The sequence below is a fragment of the Enterobacter sp. 296B2 genome (assembly GCF_034106185.1).
Classification (GTDB): Bacteria; Pseudomonadota; Gammaproteobacteria; order Enterobacterales; family Enterobacteriaceae; genus Enterobacter; species Enterobacter cloacae_N.
The window spans coordinates 191,739-210,046 of record NZ_JAWNCA010000003.1 but is presented as its reverse complement, the minus strand read 5'-3'; the positions used below and the strand labels follow the sequence as shown (position 1 = coordinate 210,046).

Sequence of the window (18,308 nt, the reverse complement as noted above, 5' to 3'; positions counted from 1 at the left end):
ACATTCGCTTCGGTAGATGTGGAGGGATATGTGCGGTAGATCACTCTTTTCGGAGCATTCGTTTTGCAACGATTTATGTCATCAAGCCCGAACAAACCGTCATCCGGGCATCTTCCGGTGCTCAGTACAGATAATTCCGTTTTGCCAGATCGACCAGGTCCGCCAGACGGGTAATGTTAAATTTTGCCATGATACGCTGCTTATACGCGCTCACCTTTTTATTATTCATGTCCAGCATCGAGGCAATAATCTGGTTGCTATAGCCGGCAGAAATGTAGCGCAAAATACAAATATCAATATGGGACAAAGATAATAATAACGAGGCATCCCGCGGATATCTGGCATGATGATGCCAAAGCTCAGAACCGTAGCAATACTGGCCGGAGAGTACGTTATTGATGGTAGTGATTATTTTATCTAACGAGCTATTTTTATTGATGTAACCGGCCGCGCCAGCTCGCCTGCTTAGCTGGATGTGAAAATCGCTGAAAGACGAGGACAAGATGAGAATCCGAATATCCGGGTACGTTTTTCTTATTTTCGCCAGGTAAGAAAATACCTCAGCGCTTTGTTGCAGATGTTCCATGATAATCAGGTCCGCGCTTAACGCAGGTAATGCGCTGTGCAATTCCTCGATTGTAGGAAATTGTGCCACAACCTCATAATCTTGTTCTGTTAATAAGCCCTTGATACCTGCACGCAGCAGTGGGCTGGAATCCATGAGAATGACTTTTCTACCTGACATTCCTGTCTGTCCTGAGTGGGTAACAAAAACATTATTTTCTCTCCGTCTCTAAAAAAGTGAACCAAGACTTGTCTTTATCTTTGCCATTATTTTCTTCACGCCATCTCTACCGAACCTTTCCCTTAAATGACTTATAAGACCGGTTTGCGACAGGTCTTATTAAGCCAACACTTGCCAGCCGGGAAGATAACGCCAGCCAGGGAATGTATCCCGTATGGAAGTGCGTCTGGCGCGTTGCGCGGACACAGATCGATTATTTACACGAGAATTTAAAAAATGACTCTCAAGCCAGTAAATATTGCAGTCGTAGAGAAAGATACGATTGTCAAAGCTGACGTTCTGCGCAGTGAAAAGGTTGGCAGTGCTGTCAAAATTAAGGCCATCCCGAATGCAAAATACATTCTTGCTGAAGGGGAGAATGGCGTCGCGCCAGAAAACATTACGCTGAAACGCGTAGGCAAAGACCTGTTCGTCATGCTGGAAGGCACTGACGAGGATCAGCCACAGCTGATCATTGAAGACTATTTCGATAACCCGGGTGAGCTGGTCGGTAAAGGCGAAGACGGTCAATGGCATGAGTACATCGCCACCGATGGCGACGACGACCACAAAGCCGCGTTCCTGCTGGACGGTGAATCTTCCGCCCAGGCGCTGGGTGCGGGCGCGATTGCAGGTCTCGATGGTCTGGCCGTTGCGGGCACCGCATTTTCTCCTGCTCTGCTGGCGCTGGGTGCGTTAGCCGGGATTGGTGCGCTGGTAGGCCTGGGCGCCATTATTCGTCATAACCGTGACGATGGCGGTGACAAAAAAGGCACCGTTGCGCCTGTTGCTACCCCTAAACTGACCGATGTGCACGACGATTACGGCACCAAAACCGGCTCGATCCCGCAAAACGGCGTGACTGATGACGCCACGCCAACGTTTAGCGGTACAGGAAAAGCGGGCGATATTGTTGAGTTCTGGGAAAACAACGTCAAGCTCGGCGAAACCCGTGTCGGCGCTGACGGCACCTGGACCTGGACGCCGGAAACCCCGCTGGCGCACGGCGACCACAGCATTGTGCTGATCGGTAAAGACCCGGATGGCCGCACCAGCGCGCCAAGCGACTCTTTTGATTTCACCGTCGATCTGGAAGCCCCTGTTAAGCCGATTATTGGCGAAGTGGAAGACGATGTTGGCGCGAAAACAGGCCCAATCCAAAACGGCGATGCGACTGATGATAAACAGCCGGTCTTCCGCGGTGAAGGTGCCACGCCTGGCGATACCGTGCGCCTGATCGTTGACGACGAAGTGGTCGGCACGGCGATCGTCGGTGAAGACGGTAAATGGGAAGTGACGCCGGAAAACCCTCTGCCGGAAGGTAGCCATACCGGTAAGGTGATCATCACCGATCCGGCCGGGAACGACAGCGAACCGTCTGATGACTTTAAATTTATCGTTACGCCAGAAAAACCGGTCATCGGCGAAGTAGAAGATGACGCGGGTACCGTTGTTGGGCCAATCCAGAACGGCGGTGCGACTGACGACACGCAGCCGACGTTCCGCGGTGAAAACGGCACGCCTGGCGATACCGTCAGACTGATCGTGGACGATGAACTGGTGGGAACGGCGATCGTCGGTGACGATGGCAAGTGGGCAGTGATCCCTGAGAAACCGTTGCCGGAAGGCAGCCACACCGGGAAAGTGGTGATTACCGATCCAGAAGGCAACGCCAGCGAACCGTCTGATGATTTCGAATTTATCGTTGATCTGCAAGGTCCTGACAAGCCGGTCATTGGTGACGTTGAAGACGACCAGGGACCGTCCGTAGGGCCAATTCATGATGGTGACACCACTGACGATACCCAGCCGGTGTTCAGTGGCGACAAGGGTACGCCTGGCGACACCGTGCGTCTGATTATTGACGACGAAGTTGTGGGTACCGCAATTGTTGGTGATGACGGCAAGTGGGAAGTAACTCCGGAGAAACCGCTGCCGGAAGGGAATCATGAAGCTGTCGTCGTCATCGTTGATCCGGTCGGTAACGCCAGCGATCCGTCCGATCCGATCGGCTTCATCGTAGACACCACGCCGCCGTTAAAACCGACGATTGATAGTGTGTTTGATGATGCTGGCCTGAAAACAGGCAACCTGACCAACGGCGAGGTCACCGATGACAGCACCCCGGCCTTTACCGGTACCGCTGAGAAAAATAGCCTGGTGCACATCATTGTTAACGGTAAGGAAGTGGATTCCGTTACCGCTGACCCGACAGGTAAGTGGACCTGGACGCCGTCTCCGGCGCTGACGAACGGCCACTACGATGTGAAAGTGGTTGCCGAAGACAAAGCGGGTCTGCGTTCCGAACCATCCGATGCGTTCTCGTTTGAGCTGGTAGCAGGCGGCATTCCTCCGGCACCGGCAATCACGGACGTAATCGATGATGTTGATGCCCATGTTGGCACCGTACAGCAGGGTGGCATCACGAACGATGACAAACCGACCATCACCGGTACGGGTCAGGACGGGACGACCATTTACCTGTATGACGGCACTAACCCGACGCCAATCGGTAGCGCTGTGGTTACGGGTGGCACCTGGACCATTGATTTCGACACTGCACTTTCGCAGGGCGAGCACCGCTTCCGCGCGGTGGCGGAAAACGCCGTGGGCAACCGCAGCCCGGAAACCGGCGAGTGGATGATTATTGTGGACTCCGTTAAACCGCTGGCACCTACGGACATTGAACTGTGGGACGACTTCGGCACGCCGGGAATTATTGCGGATAACGGTACCACCGACGATAACACCCCAACCTACCGTGGTAAGGGTGACGCGAACGGTACCGCGATCATCGATCTGGGTAATGGCACCACCGTGCGCGTGCCGGTAGATGGCAGCGGTAACTGGAGCTACACCCCGGCACCGGCCCTGGCGGATGGTGACTACACCTGGAAAGTCTCGATTGAAGACAAAGCGGGTAACGTTGGACCAGAGTCTGCGCCGATCCACTTCACCGTGGACACCAGCCACAACGGTGTGTCTATCAGCCACGTGGAAGACGATGAAGGCGAACTGAAGAGCAATCTGGCCAGCGGCAGCCATACCGATGACACGACACCAACCGTTGTGGGCCGCGCGACGCCTGGTGCCGAAGTGAAAGTGTATCTGGACGGCAACTTTGTCGAGACCGTGATCGCTGACCCGGCGACCGGTGCGTGGAAATACACCTTCAACCCGGCGCTGACCACTGACAAGACGTACCAGATCACCGCCAGTGAAAATACCGGCACCGGTGATAGCGCGCAGACGGCGCCGTTTGAACTGACGCTGGATACCCGCGTACCGGTTGGCTCATTCGATAGCGTATCGGATGACGTCGGTCTGGTGCAGGACGACCTGGCGAACCCGGCAGTGACCGATGACACCACGCCAACTCTGCACGGGACCGGCGTCGCGGGTGATGTCGTGTTTATTTATGACGGTGACACGCTGATCGACTCCGTGACCGTAGGCCCGGGCAACACCTGGAACTTTACACTGCCTGCACAGAACAACGGCGCGGAACTGGCCCTGAAGACGGTGTTCCAGAGTCCGACCGGCGTGAGAAGCGCCCCGTCCGCGGAGTGGAAAATCACCATTGATACCGACGCGCCGACAAGCAGCGCGGTGGTGGATGCGATGACCCAGGACTCCGGTGTCAGCGGCAGCGACTTCATCACTAACAGTGGTAAAGCCGGTAGCCTGGTCAGCGGTCATCTCTCAGCTCCGCTGGAAGCAGGCGGGAAAGTACTGGTCTCCACTGACGGCGGGAACACCTGGCTTGAAGCGATGGTCGACGGCGACAAATGGGCGTTTGTTGACGGACAGGGACACAGTGCTGACTGGACTGTCCTGACGCGTGTGGTCGATATCGCCGGGAACTACACCGAATCCTCGCAGAAAGTGGTGCTGGATCAGGTGGCACCTGATGCACCGACCGACGTGGTGCGCAGCGGTAATGACGTGACGGTAACGCTGCCAGGCAGCGGGATTGTCGAGGGCGACACCGTGCTGGTGAAGAACGGCGACGTTACCGTGACCCATACGCTGACGGCTGCCGACATTGCTAACGGCAACGTGACCCTGACCATGCCTGCGGGTGGCTACACCGATATTCCGGTGGGCGCGGCGATTGTTGACGCGGCGGGTAACAGCTCCAGCTACCGCACCAGCGCGTTTACCAGTACCAACAACTTCGAAGACGACACGGAGTTCGCGGACATTAACGCGGGAGCGTGGGTACACGGGATGCGTTTCTCCCACACACCAGGTACCGGCCCGACGGATTATGAGTTCAACAAACAGGTCATTGGTACGGGTAGCACCAACAGTCTGTATCTCTACAGTAGCTCAGGAGATAACGGGATGGCAGGCAGCATGTTCGTTGATTTCCAGTATGGCGCTAAAACGATCGATTTCGTTTTCAACCCGCGCCTTGCTGGCCCATCGACGGTGGTGACGTTCTACGACATCAACGGCAATGAGATTAGTTCGCAGACGGTGAGTGCTTTCCTCAGCAACCGTAACGTCCCGGTGTCGTTTACCAGCCCGGATGATACACCGGTTTACCGGATGGAGATCCACCACGAGGAGCAACCAACAAGCACCGGGTTTGGTTTCAGCATCGATAACCTGGTGGTGAGCGGAACGGCGAAAACCGTCACCCCGGGTGAGTTCCTGGCGGATAACCAGGGCGATGTCTGGTACGGGGACGCAGCGGACAACCTGTATCAGGTTGCGGACGTGGCCAGCCTGACCGGTGCGGTGATTCAGGGTGGAGAAGGCACCGACACGCTGAAGCTGCTGGGGGCGGATCAGCACCTCGACCTGAGCGCGCTGACCCACCCTGTCCAGTCAGTGGAAGTGTTCGACATTACGGGAACAGGCAACAACACCCTGACGCTGAGTGCGGGGGATGTGCTGGAAAACGCCACGCAGAACCTGTTCCACGACAACGACTTCAACCAAATGATGGTGAAGGGCGACGCGGGGGACACGGTGAATCTGAGCGACCTGCTGCCGAACGGTATGGACCCGGGTAACTGGACCGATGGCGGGACGGTGAATGTTGGGGGAGTGGAGTATCAGTCTTATCAGATGGATAGCCTGAATACCGAGATCCTCGTTCAGATGGGAGTCACGGTCACGCTACAGAACCATTAATTGATGCCAGGAAAGTGAGGCTCCTGCACCGGAGCCTCCAGAACGTTTTAGACCAAAACATAAACAGAATTCATTTGGAAAATTGTATGAAAAAGACCATTACTTCTAACAACAATACCGAAAATATCGCCGCAATGGCGACATTGCCACCGCTGCCGACAGACATTTTACTGTGGAACGACTACCAGTTCCCGCGTGAAATTCACAACGGCGATCCGAGCGAAGATAACACCCCAACCTTTAGCGGTAAGGGTGAGGCGGGCATGACGGCGGTGATCGACCTCGGTGGCGGTCAGAGCGTTCGCGTACCGGTCAGTTCAGAAGGTATCTGGAGCTGGACCCCTGCGCCTGCGCTGGCTGACGGGTCTTATACCTGGTCAGTCGCTCTGGAAGACAATCAGGGCAACCGCGGTCCGTCTACCCCGCCAATCAGCTTCACCATCGATACGGTAGGTAATGCGGTCTCCATCAGCCACGCTGAAGATAACACCGGTACGCTGACCAACCCGCTGGCAAGCGGCAGCAGCACGGATGATGTTAACCCGGTTATCGTGGGGACGGCGACGCCGGGTTCTCTGGTAACGCTGTATGTGGACGGTAACCCGGTTGGTTCAATGACGGCCGATCCGACAACCGGCGAGTGGGCGATTGAGATCAACCCGGCGCTGGAATCGGGTAAAACCTACGAAATCACCGCGGGCGAGTATAGCGGCCCAGGCGAAATCCCTGCGCCGACGCGTCCGTTCCTGTTGACGGTAGATACCGTTGTGCCGACCGGCACCTTCGATCGTATTGAAGACAACGAAGGCCGTTATAAGGGTGATGTGGCCAACCCGGGCGTGACCGATGACACCACCCCAACCCTGCACGGTACCGGCCGTCCGGGGGATATCGTGTTCGTGCGCAACGGCAGCGACATCATTGATTCAGTCACTGTTCGCCCTGACGGCAGCTGGGAATACACCCTGCCTGAGCAGACGAACGGCACTGCGCTGGACGTCAGCGTGGTCTTCCGTGGCCCGACCGGTGTGGAAAGCGCACCGACCGCACCGTGGAAGCTGGTGATTGATACTGAAGCACCAAACAAACCGATTATTGGCGACGTCGAGGACGACCAGGGTCCGGATGTCGGCCCTATTCACAACGGTGACACCACGGATGACACGCAGCCGGTATTCAGCGGCGAAGGCGCCGTGCCTGGCGATACCGTTGAACTGATTGTTGATGACGAAGTCGTGGGGACCGCGATTGTCGGTGACGACGGTAAATGGGAAGTGACCCCGGAGAAACCGCTGCCGGAAGGCGAACATGAAGCGGTAGTCGTGATCACCGATCCTGCGGGCAACGCCAGCGAGCCGTCCGATCCGATCGACTTTATCGTCGACACGCAGCCGCCGGCAAAACCGACGATCGATACCGTTTATGATGACGCAGGTCAGCAGACCGGCAATATCGCTAACGGTGGTATTACGGACGACAGCACTCCAGACTTTACCGGTACGGCCGAGAAGGGCAGCCTGGTGTTTATCATTGTGAACGGGAAAACCGTTGACTCTGTGACCGCTGACGCCTCAACCGGGATCTGGACCTGGACGCCAGCACTGGGCATGGCCAACGGCCATTACGATGTCACCGTTGTGGCGCAGGACAAAGCGGGGCTGCGTTCCGAGCCGTCTGACGCGTTCTCGTTTGACCTGCTGGCGGGCGGTATTCCGACGGCTCCGGCCATTACTGACGTGATCGACGACGTTGACGCGCACGTGGGTACGGTACAAAACGGCGGCATCACGAACGACGCACGCCCGACCATTACCGGTACCGCACAGGATGGCACCACGGTCTATCTGTACGATGGCACTAACCCGGATCCGATCGGCAGTGCCGTGGTAACGGGTGGCCGCTGGACCATTGACTTTGATTCTGATCTGCCGCAGGGCGAGCACCGCTTCCGTGCTGTGGCCGAAGACAGAACCGGTAACCGCGGTCCGGAAACCGGCGAGTGGGTGATTATTGTCGATTCCGTTGATCCGCTGGCACCTACGGACATTGAGCTGTGGGACGACTTCGGCACGCCGGGTCTCATCGCCAATGACGGCACCACCGATGACAACACCCCAACCTACCGTGGTAAGGGTGAGGCGAACGGTACCGCGATTATCGATCTGGGTAACGGTACTACCGTGCGCGTACCGGTAGACGAGAAAGGTAACTGGAGCTACACCCCGGCACCAGCGCTGGCGGATGGCGACTATACCTGGAAAGTCTCTATCGAAGACAAAGCCGGTAACGTGGGTCCTGAGTCTGCGCCGATCCACTTTATCGTGGATACCAGCCGTAACGGTGTTTCCATCAGCCACGTTGTGGACGATCAGGGCGACTTCGTCGGTAATCTGGGCAGCGGTAGCCACACTGACGACACGACCCCAACAGTGGTGGGCCGTGCGACGGCGGGTGCCCTGGTGAAAGTGTACGTTGATGGCAAATACATCGACAGCGTGCGCGCTGACGCCGTAACCGGTGCATGGCAGTACACCCTCAGCCCGGCGCTGACAGCGGATGCAACCTATAAGATCACCGCCAGCGAAGACGCAGGCGCAGGTGAGAGTGCACAAACCGCACCGTTCGAACTGACGCTGGATACGCGAGTGCCGACAGGTTCTCTGGATCGCGTCGCGGATGACGTGGGTCTGGTTCAGGGCGATCTGGCGAACCCGGCCGTGACCGATGACACCACCCCAACCCTGTACGGTAAAGGTGTGGCAGGTGATGTGGTGTTTATCTACGACGGTACCCGACTGCTTGACTCGGTCACCGTAGGCCCAGCAAATACCTGGAACTATACGCTGCCACAGCAGAACAACGGCACTGAGCTGTCTCTGACAGCGGTATTCCAGAGCCCGACCGGCGTGAAGAGCGCACCAACGGCTGCGTGGAGCCTGACCATTGATACCGAAGCGCCAAACGCGCCGGTTATTACCGGCTCCTGGGATGATGTCCAGGGCGGTGTATATAACGGTCTGGTGGGTAATGGCGGTGTGACCAACGACAGAACGCTGGATTTACGCGGCACGGCGGAAGCAAATAGTGTTGTTTACATTGTGATCGATAACTATGGCACTGTTGCGGGTTCCGTGACGGCGGATGCGAAAGGTAACTGGGCATTCCCTGTCACGACTAACTACAACCAGCAGTACGACTTCCATGCGTACTCTGTCGATCCGGCGGGCAACCGTTCAGTGGACTCTGCGAAGTTCTCGATTACAGTTGATACGGTCAATAACGCACCTGTCATTACCGGCTCCTGGGATGACGTTCAGGGCGGTGTGTATAACGGTCTGGTGGGTAACGGTGGCGTAACCAACGACAGAACGCTGGATTTACGCGGCACGGCGGAAGCGGGCAGCGTGGTGTATATCATCAACCCGGCAAACGGTGGGGTGCATGGTTCAACCACGGCGGGTGCGAATGGACAATGGTCTTTCCCGCTGACCACCAACTATAACCAGACGTATAACTTCCAGGCTTACTCTGTTGATAAAGCCGGGAACCGTTCGGAGAACTCCACCAACTTCGCGATTACCGTGGATACCGTGGTGGCCGCACCGAACGTAACGGTTATCTCTGATAACGTGACCGGCGGTAAAGTCGGTAACCTGGTTGACGGAGATCGTACTAACGATAACCGTCCGACCATTACCGGTAATGGTGCCGAAGCGGGTGCGAAGATTGAGATCGTGCTGGCGCTGGGTAACCAGGGATGGACGAGCGGTACAAACCTCGTCTACACCACCACGGCCAAAGCCGATGGTACCTGGAGCCTTGAAATTCCGAAGGCATTGCAGGATGGCACCTGGTACTTCCGTGCTAATCAGACTGACCTGGCGGGCAACAAGAGCGCTCTGGGGAACCAGCACTATGTTGTTGTCGATACCGTGGCTGCCGCGCCGAACGTAACGGTTATTACTGATAACGTGGCGGGCGGTAAAGTCGGTAACCTGGTTGACGGAGATCGTACTAACGACAACCGTCCGACCATCACCGGTAACGGTGCGGAAGCGGGCGCGAAGATCGAAATCGTGCTGGCGCTGGGTAGTCAGGGGTGGACGAGCGGTACAAACCTCGTTTACACCACCACCGCCAAAGCGGACGGTACCTGGAGCCTGGAAATTCCGAAGGCATTGCAGGATGGAACCTGGTATTTCCGTGCTAATCAGACTGACCTGGCGGGCAACAAGAGTGCTCTGGGTAACCAGCACTATGTAGTGGTTGATACGGTTAACGCAGCACCGACCATTACCAGCGTGATGGATAACGTCGGGAATGAAACCGGCAATGTTGCCAACCTGGGTAAAACGGATGACAGCACGCCAACGTTGAACGGTACGGCGGAGGCAGGCAGTACGGTCTATATCGCCGTGAATGGTGGCACCTACTCGACCACCGCCTCGGCGACGGGTAGCTGGAGCTTTACACCGTCTGCACTGCCGCTGGGTAACCATACCTTTAGCGTCTTCTCGATTGATCAGGCGGGTAACAGGAGTGCGGGTGTTTCCCGTAGCCTGACGGTAATCTCACCGAAAACAAGTGGCTTTGAGGACTTTAATGCGCTGACCCCACAGAGCTATGGGAAGGGGCTGGTTACACTGGCGAGTGGTCTGAAATTTACGTTAAGCGATAACTATTATCCGGGTTACGGTGGTTCAATTTATCAGTGGGGTGTAGGGAATAGCCGTAAACTGGCACTGACCGGTGATATCACCATGCATTTTGATGGTGTGAATGCGGTAAGCATGAAGCTTTCCGGTGCAAACGACTCAATTCAATCGAGTGTCGTGAAATCCACCTTCATTGTCTACGATACTGCAGGCAAGGTGATTTCATCCGGGTATCTGCCTTCTGGGGAAGCGACCTTCTCCGCCACCGCACCAGCGGGACGCGAGATTGGCAATATTGTCTTCCATATGGGGCGTGGGGCCAGCAGTGGTCTGTCGGGCGGTGGTAATACCATCAACACCGATCAGTACATGATTGATGATGTTCGCTGGACGGTTAACACCACCCGCACTGCCTCCAGAAGCATGATGATGAGCACGGAAGAGCAGCATGACGACAACACCCATGCCGTCAGCACGCTGAACGGTCATGAGATCAATCTGGATAACCTCCAGCACAAGACCATTGATCTGACCAACAGCAAGCAGGACAAGCTGAATATCAGTCTGAACGACGTGCTGACTCACGCTGAGAAAGATCTGTTTATCGCCGATGGCAATAAACAGATGATGGTTCAGGGTAACAAAGGTGATGTTGTGAACCTGAGCGATCTGCTGCCAGACAACAGCGATCCGGGTAACTGGACCAATGCAGGCAACGTTAAAGTTTCCGGCGTGGAATATCAGGTTTACCAGGTGGAAAACCTTGATGTTGAACTGCTGGTGCAGAACGGCGTCACCGTCAACGTGAATAATCACTAACTAAAACTTTTCCAGGCCCCCGGGAGGGGGCCTGTGGAGGATTTATGACTTTTTTCAAGACCTCTTTATTCGCGGCGCTGTTTACTACCTCCGCATTTGTTATCCACCCGGCGCTGGCGGCGGAGAATTTTGGTAAGACCTATCAGCCTGTCGCTCCCGTCGGCCAGACGCAGACGCAGGTGGTTTACTACCGTGATGCCAGCAACACCGCAGGTGGCGCAGCGCATATTTATGTCGATAACGAATTCCACGACGCACTGCTGCCGGGCGGCTATACCGTTTTCTGTCTGGCGCCGGGCAAGCATAATCTGGGCGCGTACCAGAATGATGCACCGCAGTATCGCGGCAAAGAGCAGGGCTACAACGTCGAGATGAGCGGCGGCCAGACCTATTTCGTGCGCGTCAGCTCAACCATGAATGCGGTGCCGGAAGCCCGTACGCGCGAGCAGGCGGAAAAGGATCTCGCTGGTCTGCGTGAGCAGACGCACGTGCTGTCCCGTGCCTCAAGCGTAGAGGCCTGTAAGAACCTTGCGCCACAGTACAAAGATTACACCCTCTCGGGCGATGTGATGTTCCGCTTCGGTAAGGGAAATGAGAAGGGCGTTTCCGCTCAGGGTCGCCAGGCAGTAAAAGATCTGGTGGCGACGATCAAACGTGAAAACGTTGAACTGAAACAGATCCAAGTGATCGGCCACACGGACGCCATCGGCAGCGATCGTAGCAACTATGCGCTTGGCCTGAAGCGCGCGCAGACTGTCCGCACCATGCTGGCTGAAAACGGTCTTCCGGCTCGCCTGATGACGGCGACCAGCGTGGGCAGCAATGAGCCTGTAGTCAATGACTGTGACGCCTCGAACAAGAGCGCGTTGATCTCCTGTCTGTCGCCTAACCGCCGTGTTGTGGTACGCGTAAGCGGCGATCAGAACGTGACTGCTCCTGCGCAGAAATAATCGCTAAACCCTGCCTTCCCGTAACGGGAGGGCACCATCTTTTCCCCCTGTTTCCTCTCTAAAACCTGTTTCGTGACAAAAAATAACCAGTTCCATTGAGACAGGTCTCATTAAGGCAAGACCATTCCGCGTGACAGAATATTCCTAATTCATCTCAAAAAGTCATTTTATCTTTTTGATTTAACTGTCTTTTAACAACCAGGAACACGCGAATTATGGAATCCTCAATGGCCAATACCCAGGAGGAACAGCTGCACACTATCGCCCGTGATACCCGACTCAATGACGACACTCTGCTCAGAAGCATTGCCTGGCTGTCCGATCATTATGGTCTGGGTAAGAGCGACGATGTCTTGCTGGCTGGTCTGCCTGTTGAACAAACTCTCACACCCTCTTTAGCGCTTGATGCGCTTAAAAATGCCGGTATCACCGGGGGGCTCATCAAGCGTAATAGTGCGGAACTGCCCGAGCAGGTTTTCCCCATGATTCTGCTGCGCAAAGGTGCGGGCGGCATGGTGCTGCTTGCGCGCGAGCGTCGTAAAAATGCCGACGATAAATGGGATCTGTTCTACTCCCTGATCATGCCGGAAGTGGGCGACGAGCCGGTTGAGCTGAACCATGAGGCGCTCAGCGAGCTGTATGTCGGTTATGCCATTGCGGCGAAACCAACTGCGCGCATTGACAGCCGGGTCAGCGATATCGCGCCGCCGCAACCAAAAGGTCACTGGCTGTTCAGTACCCTGTGGCGCTATCGCAGCTACTACCGCAGCGCGGCGCTGGCGTCGGTGCTGGTCAACGTGCTCGCGCTGGCAACGGTATTCTTCACCATGAACGTGTATGACCGCGTTATCCCTAACCAGGCCTTTACGACGCTCTGGTCGCTGGCGGCTGGCGTACTGGTGGCGATGGTCTTTGAGGCCATTACCCGTACCGTGCGGGCGCATCTGCTCGACACCGCCGGCAAGAAAGCGGATTTGATTGTCGGCAGCGTTCTGTTCCGTCAGTCGCTGGCGGTCAAAATGGAGCATAAACCGGCCTCCTCCGGCTCGTTTGCCAACCAGCTGCGCGAGTTTGAATCCGTGCGTGACTTCGTCTCATCAGCCACCCTGGCGGCCATTGCCGACTTACCTTTTGTGCTGCTGTTTATCGGCATTATTTTTGCCATCGGCGGTACGCTGGCCTTTATTCCAATGCTGATGTTGCCGATGATCCTGATCGTCAGCCTGCTTATCCAGTGGCCGCTGGCGAAGGTAATGAAAGCCAGCCTGCAGGAAGCCTCGTTAAAGCAGGGCGTACTGATTGAATCCATTGAAGGCATGGAAACCCTGAAATCGGTCGGCGGTGAATCCTGGATGCAGAGCCGCTGGCAGAAATTCAGCGCCATGCAATCTTCCAGCGCGGCGGCGTCAAAACATTATTCGACGCTGGCGATGAACTCGGTGAGTTTCCTGCAGCAGCTGCAGACGGTGATGCTGATCGTCACCGGTGTATACCTGATCGATGCCGGTAACCTGACCCAGGGTGCGCTGATCGGTACCGTGATGCTGGCGGGTCGCGTGACCGCGCCATTAAGCCAGGTGATTGGTTTAGCCGTGCGTTATCAGCAAGCGAAAGCCGCGCTGGGCTCGCTGAACAGGCTGATGGAACACCCGACCGATCGCAGCAGCGACATTGATTACATCAAACAGCCTGAGCTGAATGGCGATATTGAGCTGAAAGGCGTGACCTTCTCCTATCCGGCGCCGCCGATGCAGCCAAACCCGGAGATCCTCAAAGGGGTCAACCTGACGATCAAGCCGGGCGAGCGCGTGGCGATTGTCGGCAAAATTGGCAGCGGTAAATCGACCCTGCTGCGCATCATCGCGCGCCTTTACACCCCGGTGAAAGGGCAGCTCTTCAGCAGCGGTCTGGATGTGAACCAGATTGAGCCCTCCGACTGGCGTAATAATGTGGGCTTTGTCGGCCAGGAAGCGCGCCTCTTTTACGGCACCCTGCGTGAAAACATTATGATTGGCCGTCAGAACGCCTCCTCTGATGAATTCCTGCACGTGCTGCGTCTGACGGGGCTGGATCAGATTGCGGCGCGTCACCCGCGCGGTATCCACATGCCTGTTGGCGAGCAGGGCAACAGTTTGTCCGGCGGTCAGCGTCAGCTGGTATCACTGGCGCGTACGCTGCTGGCGAAACCGAATCTCTTGCTGCTGGATGAACCGACCAGCGCGATGGATTCCCAGACGGAAGCCCTTTTCTTACAACATCTGAAAGTCGCGACCGCCGGACACACGCTGGTGGTGGTTACCCATCGCCCGTCGCTGCTGGCGCTGGTCGATCGCATGGTCATTATTGATGACGGCAAAATTGTGGCCGATGGTCCTAAACAGCAGGTGCTGGCCGCTCTGAACGGCGCACCCGCAAACGACAGTACCCCTGCAAAAGCCGCTACAGGAAAACAGCCCGTGGAGGCCAGCGCATGAAATTCTTAAAACGTAACAACAGCAAGGCATTATCCGCGCGTGATGCCGCCTGGATGAGCGATATCCAGGAAGCGCTATTCTCCCAGACCACGCCAAAGTCGCGCCTGGTGCTATGGCTGATTCTGGCGGTGTTCGTCGGGTTTTTAACCTGGGCGCATTTCGCCAAAGTGGAGGAGATCACCAAAGGTGACGCGAAAATCGTCTCGAAAAGCCGCGAGCAAATAATCCAGAGCCTGGAAGGCGGGATTCTCGAAGAGCTGAACGTCCGCGAGGGTGACATTGTCGAGCCGGGGCAGGTACTGCTGAAAATAGACCCGACCCGCGCCCAGTCCAGCTATCAGGAGACGCTGCGTAAAGTGGTGGCGCTGGAAGCGACCGTTAACCGCCTGCGTGCAGAAGCCTACGGCCTGCCGCTGACGTTTAGCGACCGGGTGAAACAGTACCCTTCCGAAGTGGACCTGGAAACCCGCGCCTACAACAGCCGCAAACAGGCGCTGGAAGAAGGGGTGGCCTCGCTCGAGAAAAGCTACCGCCTGGCGCAAAACGAAATTGCCATGTCCGAGCCGCTGGCCGCGCGCGGCCTGCTCTCAGAAGTGGAGCTGCTGCGTATGCGTCGTCAGGCGAATGACCTGCAATCGCAAATTGTCGAGCGTCGTAACCGCTATCAGGCGGATGCCAACGCCGAGCTGATTCGCCAGGAGCTGGATCTGGTGCAGGCCGAAGAGAGCCTGACAGGACGTGCCGACGTGGTGAGCCGGACAACCATCTCCGCGCTGGTAAAAGGCACCGTGAAAAACGTGCGTGTCACCACCATCGGCGGCGTTATCCAGCCCGGTGAACACATTATGGAAATCGTGCCGCTGGAAGACCAGCTGCTGGTTGAAGGGAAAATCAAACCGTCTGACGTCGCCTTCCTGCATGCCGGATTACCGGCAATGGTGAAAATCACCGCATACGATTTCGGCATCTACGGTGGCCTGAAAGGGCACGTGTCTCTGGTCAGCCCGGATACGCTGAAGGATGACGCCAAAGCCGCCGCTGGCCGCCCTGACGACACCTATTACCGGGTGATGGTATTAACTGACAGCAGCACGCTGAATGCGGGCGGTAAATCTCTGCCTATCATTCCCGGCATGATTGCCACGGTTGAAATCCGCACCGGTGAAAAAACCATTCTCGATTACCTGTTGAAACCTATCTTCAAAGCGAAGGAAGCGTTCCGCGAGCGTTAATATGAAAAGTAACTCTATTTTTATGCAGCGCCGCCTGGCGGCGCTGTTAACGGCCGCGGCTTGCCTGGCATCGGCTAAAAGTACCGCCAATAGCGATGGCTTATTAGCCTTTGCGCCTGTAGACCCTGCGGTAAAATCTCGCATGGTGATGGCCTCGACACCGCCCGCACCCGCTGCGCCGTTAGTGGAGCAGGCGCCGGTGACACATGCGGCCGCCGCGCCGAAACGTGATAATACGGCCCGCACGCCCAGCGAAAGGGAAATTCGCGCCCTGTTTAATGATGCGGTGAATACCGCGCTCAGTATCAGCCCCGAAGTGCGTGGTGCGAATTATAATACTGAAGCGGCAGAAGCGAATGTTGACGAAGCGAAAGGTCAGCGCTGGCCGCAGATTGATGTCGGCACCCGTTCCAAAAGTTATCAGTTTGGTGGTGGTGAGCGTCGCTACAGCGACAGCCGACCGGCGGTCACCGTGAATATGGCGACCACACTGCTCGATTTTGGCCGCACCAGTAACACCATCAAAAGCCGTGAAGCCCTGCATGACGCGGCGAAAAATAACGTCGATGCCCAGGCGGAAGATATCGCCTGGCAGGTCAGCAGCGCGCTCGTCGAACTGAGCAAGCAGCGCCAGATTATCAGTCTGAGCCAAAAGTATGTGGCGCGGATGAACGAGCTGGTTGAGATGCTGGACGGGATCGTGAAGGTTGATCAGGGGCGCCGCAGCGAGCTGACGCAGGCCCGGGGGCGGCTGCTCCAGGCGCAATCGTCGCTGGACACGGCCGTCTCACGTGCGCGAGATACTGAAATTACCCTTAACCGCCTGCTGGGGGACAAAAAAGTACCCCTGCCTGCGGCGACGACCTGGAACCTGAAACCGGGTGAACTGACGACACAGCTTTCGGCCATCGACACGCATCCGACGATTCGCCAGGCTCAGGCGGAGACCGCGTCGGCGCTGGCGGATGCGGATGTCGCGCGCTCGGCCTCTTACCCGACAGTGACCTGGAACGTGGGCAAAAGCACCGGGCGTGACGAACTGGGGCGTGAACAGTCCTGGGAGACGGGTGTGAACGTGAGCTGGCCGATTTTCCGCGGCGGTTCTCAGCGAGCCGCTGCACTCTCTGCCGCGCGTCGTGCGGACGCCAGCAGAGAAACTATAGAAAAACAGTTACGCGATTTGGATAACCGCGTGCGCGCGGCGGATCAGGACGCCCGCAGCATGCTGGAACGCGCTGAGTTGTACCATGACTTAGCCTTTGAATCCGATCGCATTCGCCATGATTTCTTCGATCAATGGTACCACCTTGGCAGACGAACCCTGCTGGATGTGCTGAGTGCAGAAAGTGATTATTACGGTAACCAGGTTGCAGAAGCCACCAACCGCTTTGACGCTTACGCTGCTATTTTTCGTAGTTATGCCAGTGCGGGAACATTATTGCAGTGGCTGAGAAAGCAGTAACCAGCCATTTTTATAATGACCCACACAGCAGGCACAGAAAGAGAGTGCAGATGAATCAGTATTCAGGAAAGAAAATTTATATCGCCTTACTCGACGATCATCCGATTGTCCGCAAAGGGCTGGAAATTATTTTCAGCCAGGAGCCGGATTTCGAACTGAAGGGCAGCTTTGCCAGCCGCATTGATCTGATTAACTTTTTACGTACCAACCGGATTGATGTGCTTATCCTCGACTATTTGCTCGGGGATGAAGACATTGACGGATTGCCGATGATTAAGCAGTTAATGAGCAATTTTCCCTGGCTGAAAATTTTGATCTCATCGACGCTGGAAAATACCGCCATTGTTCGTATGGCGCTGAAGGCAGGCGTGCGCGGGCATATCGGCAAAAGCCGTGACGCCTCGGAAGTGGTGGATGCCGTGCGCCGCGTGGCGGCTGGGCATATCTGCCTTTCCGAAAGCATGGAGAAGGAGTTTTATCTTATCTCCGAGCCATCTGCATCCGGTGACGCTGAAGATGAACAGCATGTAATTGACGGCATTGGCCGTCTGGACCAGCTTTCTGCCCGGGAACTGGAGGTGTTACGCCTTTTCCTTTCCGGTATGTCGGTGCTGCAAATTTCTGAGAAGTTCAGCCGGAGCCGCAAAACGGTTAGCGGCCAGAAGAAATCCGCAATGAAAAAGCTGGGCGTGAAGACCGACCCTGAGCTGTTCCTCTGGCACGACCAACTGCTGTGAGTGTTGTCCGGCGGCGCTACGCTTGCACGGGCCTACAATAAATCGTTCAA

At 56.3% G+C, this 18,308-nt stretch carries 8 protein-coding genes; 7 read left to right on the top strand and 1 reads right to left on the bottom strand.

Features of this window, described 5'->3' with window-relative positions:
• Nucleotides 1-121 precede the first annotated feature (121 nt).
• On the bottom strand, nucleotides 122-745 hold the full coding sequence (locus URZ40_RS03795; protein WP_192983783.1) for a response regulator transcription factor: 624 nt from the start codon (nucleotides 743-745) through the stop codon (nucleotides 122-124).
• A gap of 276 nt (nucleotides 746-1,021) precedes the next feature.
• Here URZ40_RS03795 and URZ40_RS03790 point away from each other — a divergent pair, with 276 nt between their 5' ends.
• The 7 genes from URZ40_RS03790 to URZ40_RS03760 all read left to right on the top strand — a co-directional run bounded on the left by URZ40_RS03790 (nucleotide 1,022) and on the right by URZ40_RS03760 (nucleotide 18,258).
• The gene (locus URZ40_RS03790; RefSeq protein WP_320719793.1) at nucleotides 1,022-5,929 is read left to right on the top strand and encodes an Ig-like domain-containing protein; all 4,908 of its coding nucleotides are present in this window, start codon (nucleotides 1,022-1,024) and stop codon (nucleotides 5,927-5,929) included.
• 86 nt (nucleotides 5,930-6,015) lie between these two features.
• Nucleotides 6,016-11,403: an Ig-like domain-containing protein gene (locus tag URZ40_RS03785; RefSeq protein WP_320719792.1), complete on the top strand. Its 5,388-nt coding sequence runs from the start codon at nucleotides 6,016-6,018 to the stop codon at nucleotides 11,401-11,403.
• A gap of 44 nt (nucleotides 11,404-11,447) precedes the next feature.
• On the top strand, nucleotides 11,448-12,353 hold the full coding sequence (locus tag URZ40_RS03780; RefSeq protein ID WP_096928588.1) for an OmpA family protein: 906 nt from the start codon (nucleotides 11,448-11,450) through the stop codon (nucleotides 12,351-12,353).
• 215 nt (nucleotides 12,354-12,568) lie between these two features.
• A complete protein-coding gene (locus URZ40_RS03775; protein ID WP_162874987.1) occupies nucleotides 12,569-14,827 on the top strand; it encodes a type I secretion system permease/ATPase in 2,259 nt (752 codons plus the stop codon).
• On the top strand, nucleotides 14,824-16,059 hold the full coding sequence (locus URZ40_RS03770) for an HlyD family type I secretion periplasmic adaptor subunit (RefSeq protein WP_233003173.1): 1,236 nt from the start codon (nucleotides 14,824-14,826) through the stop codon (nucleotides 16,057-16,059). The genes URZ40_RS03775 and URZ40_RS03770 overlap by 4 nt, the downstream gene beginning before the upstream one ends.
• A 1-nt stretch (nucleotide 16,060) precedes the next feature.
• Nucleotides 16,061-17,521, top strand: coding sequence for a TolC family protein (locus URZ40_RS03765; RefSeq protein ID WP_320719788.1), 1,461 nt, complete (start codon nucleotides 16,061-16,063; stop codon nucleotides 17,519-17,521).
• A gap of 50 nt (nucleotides 17,522-17,571) precedes the next feature.
• On the top strand, nucleotides 17,572-18,258 hold the full coding sequence (locus URZ40_RS03760; RefSeq protein ID WP_116342818.1) for a response regulator transcription factor: 687 nt from the start codon (nucleotides 17,572-17,574) through the stop codon (nucleotides 18,256-18,258).
• The last annotated feature ends 50 nt before the right edge of the window (nucleotides 18,259-18,308 follow it).

Bases quoted from the DNA above. Each gene is read 5' to 3' on its own strand.
- URZ40_RS03765 (WP_320719788.1), top strand. From the start codon at position 16,061: ATGAAAAGTAACTCTATTTTTATGCAGCGCCGCCTGGCGGCGCTGTTA.
- URZ40_RS03770 (WP_233003173.1), top strand. From the start codon at position 14,824: ATGAAATTCTTAAAACGTAACAACAGCAAGGCATTATCCGCGCGTGAT.
- URZ40_RS03780 (WP_096928588.1), top strand. From the start codon at position 11,448: ATGACTTTTTTCAAGACCTCTTTATTCGCGGCGCTGTTTACTACCTCC.
- URZ40_RS03795 (WP_192983783.1), bottom strand. From the start codon at position 745: ATGTCAGGTAGAAAAGTCATTCTCATGGATTCCAGCCCACTGCTGCGT.
- URZ40_RS03775 (WP_162874987.1), top strand. From the start codon at position 12,569: ATGGAATCCTCAATGGCCAATACCCAGGAGGAACAGCTGCACACTATC.
- URZ40_RS03760 (WP_116342818.1), top strand. From the start codon at position 17,572: ATGAATCAGTATTCAGGAAAGAAAATTTATATCGCCTTACTCGACGAT.
- URZ40_RS03790 (WP_320719793.1), top strand. From the start codon at position 1,022: ATGACTCTCAAGCCAGTAAATATTGCAGTCGTAGAGAAAGATACGATT.
- URZ40_RS03785 (WP_320719792.1), top strand. From the start codon at position 6,016: ATGAAAAAGACCATTACTTCTAACAACAATACCGAAAATATCGCCGCA.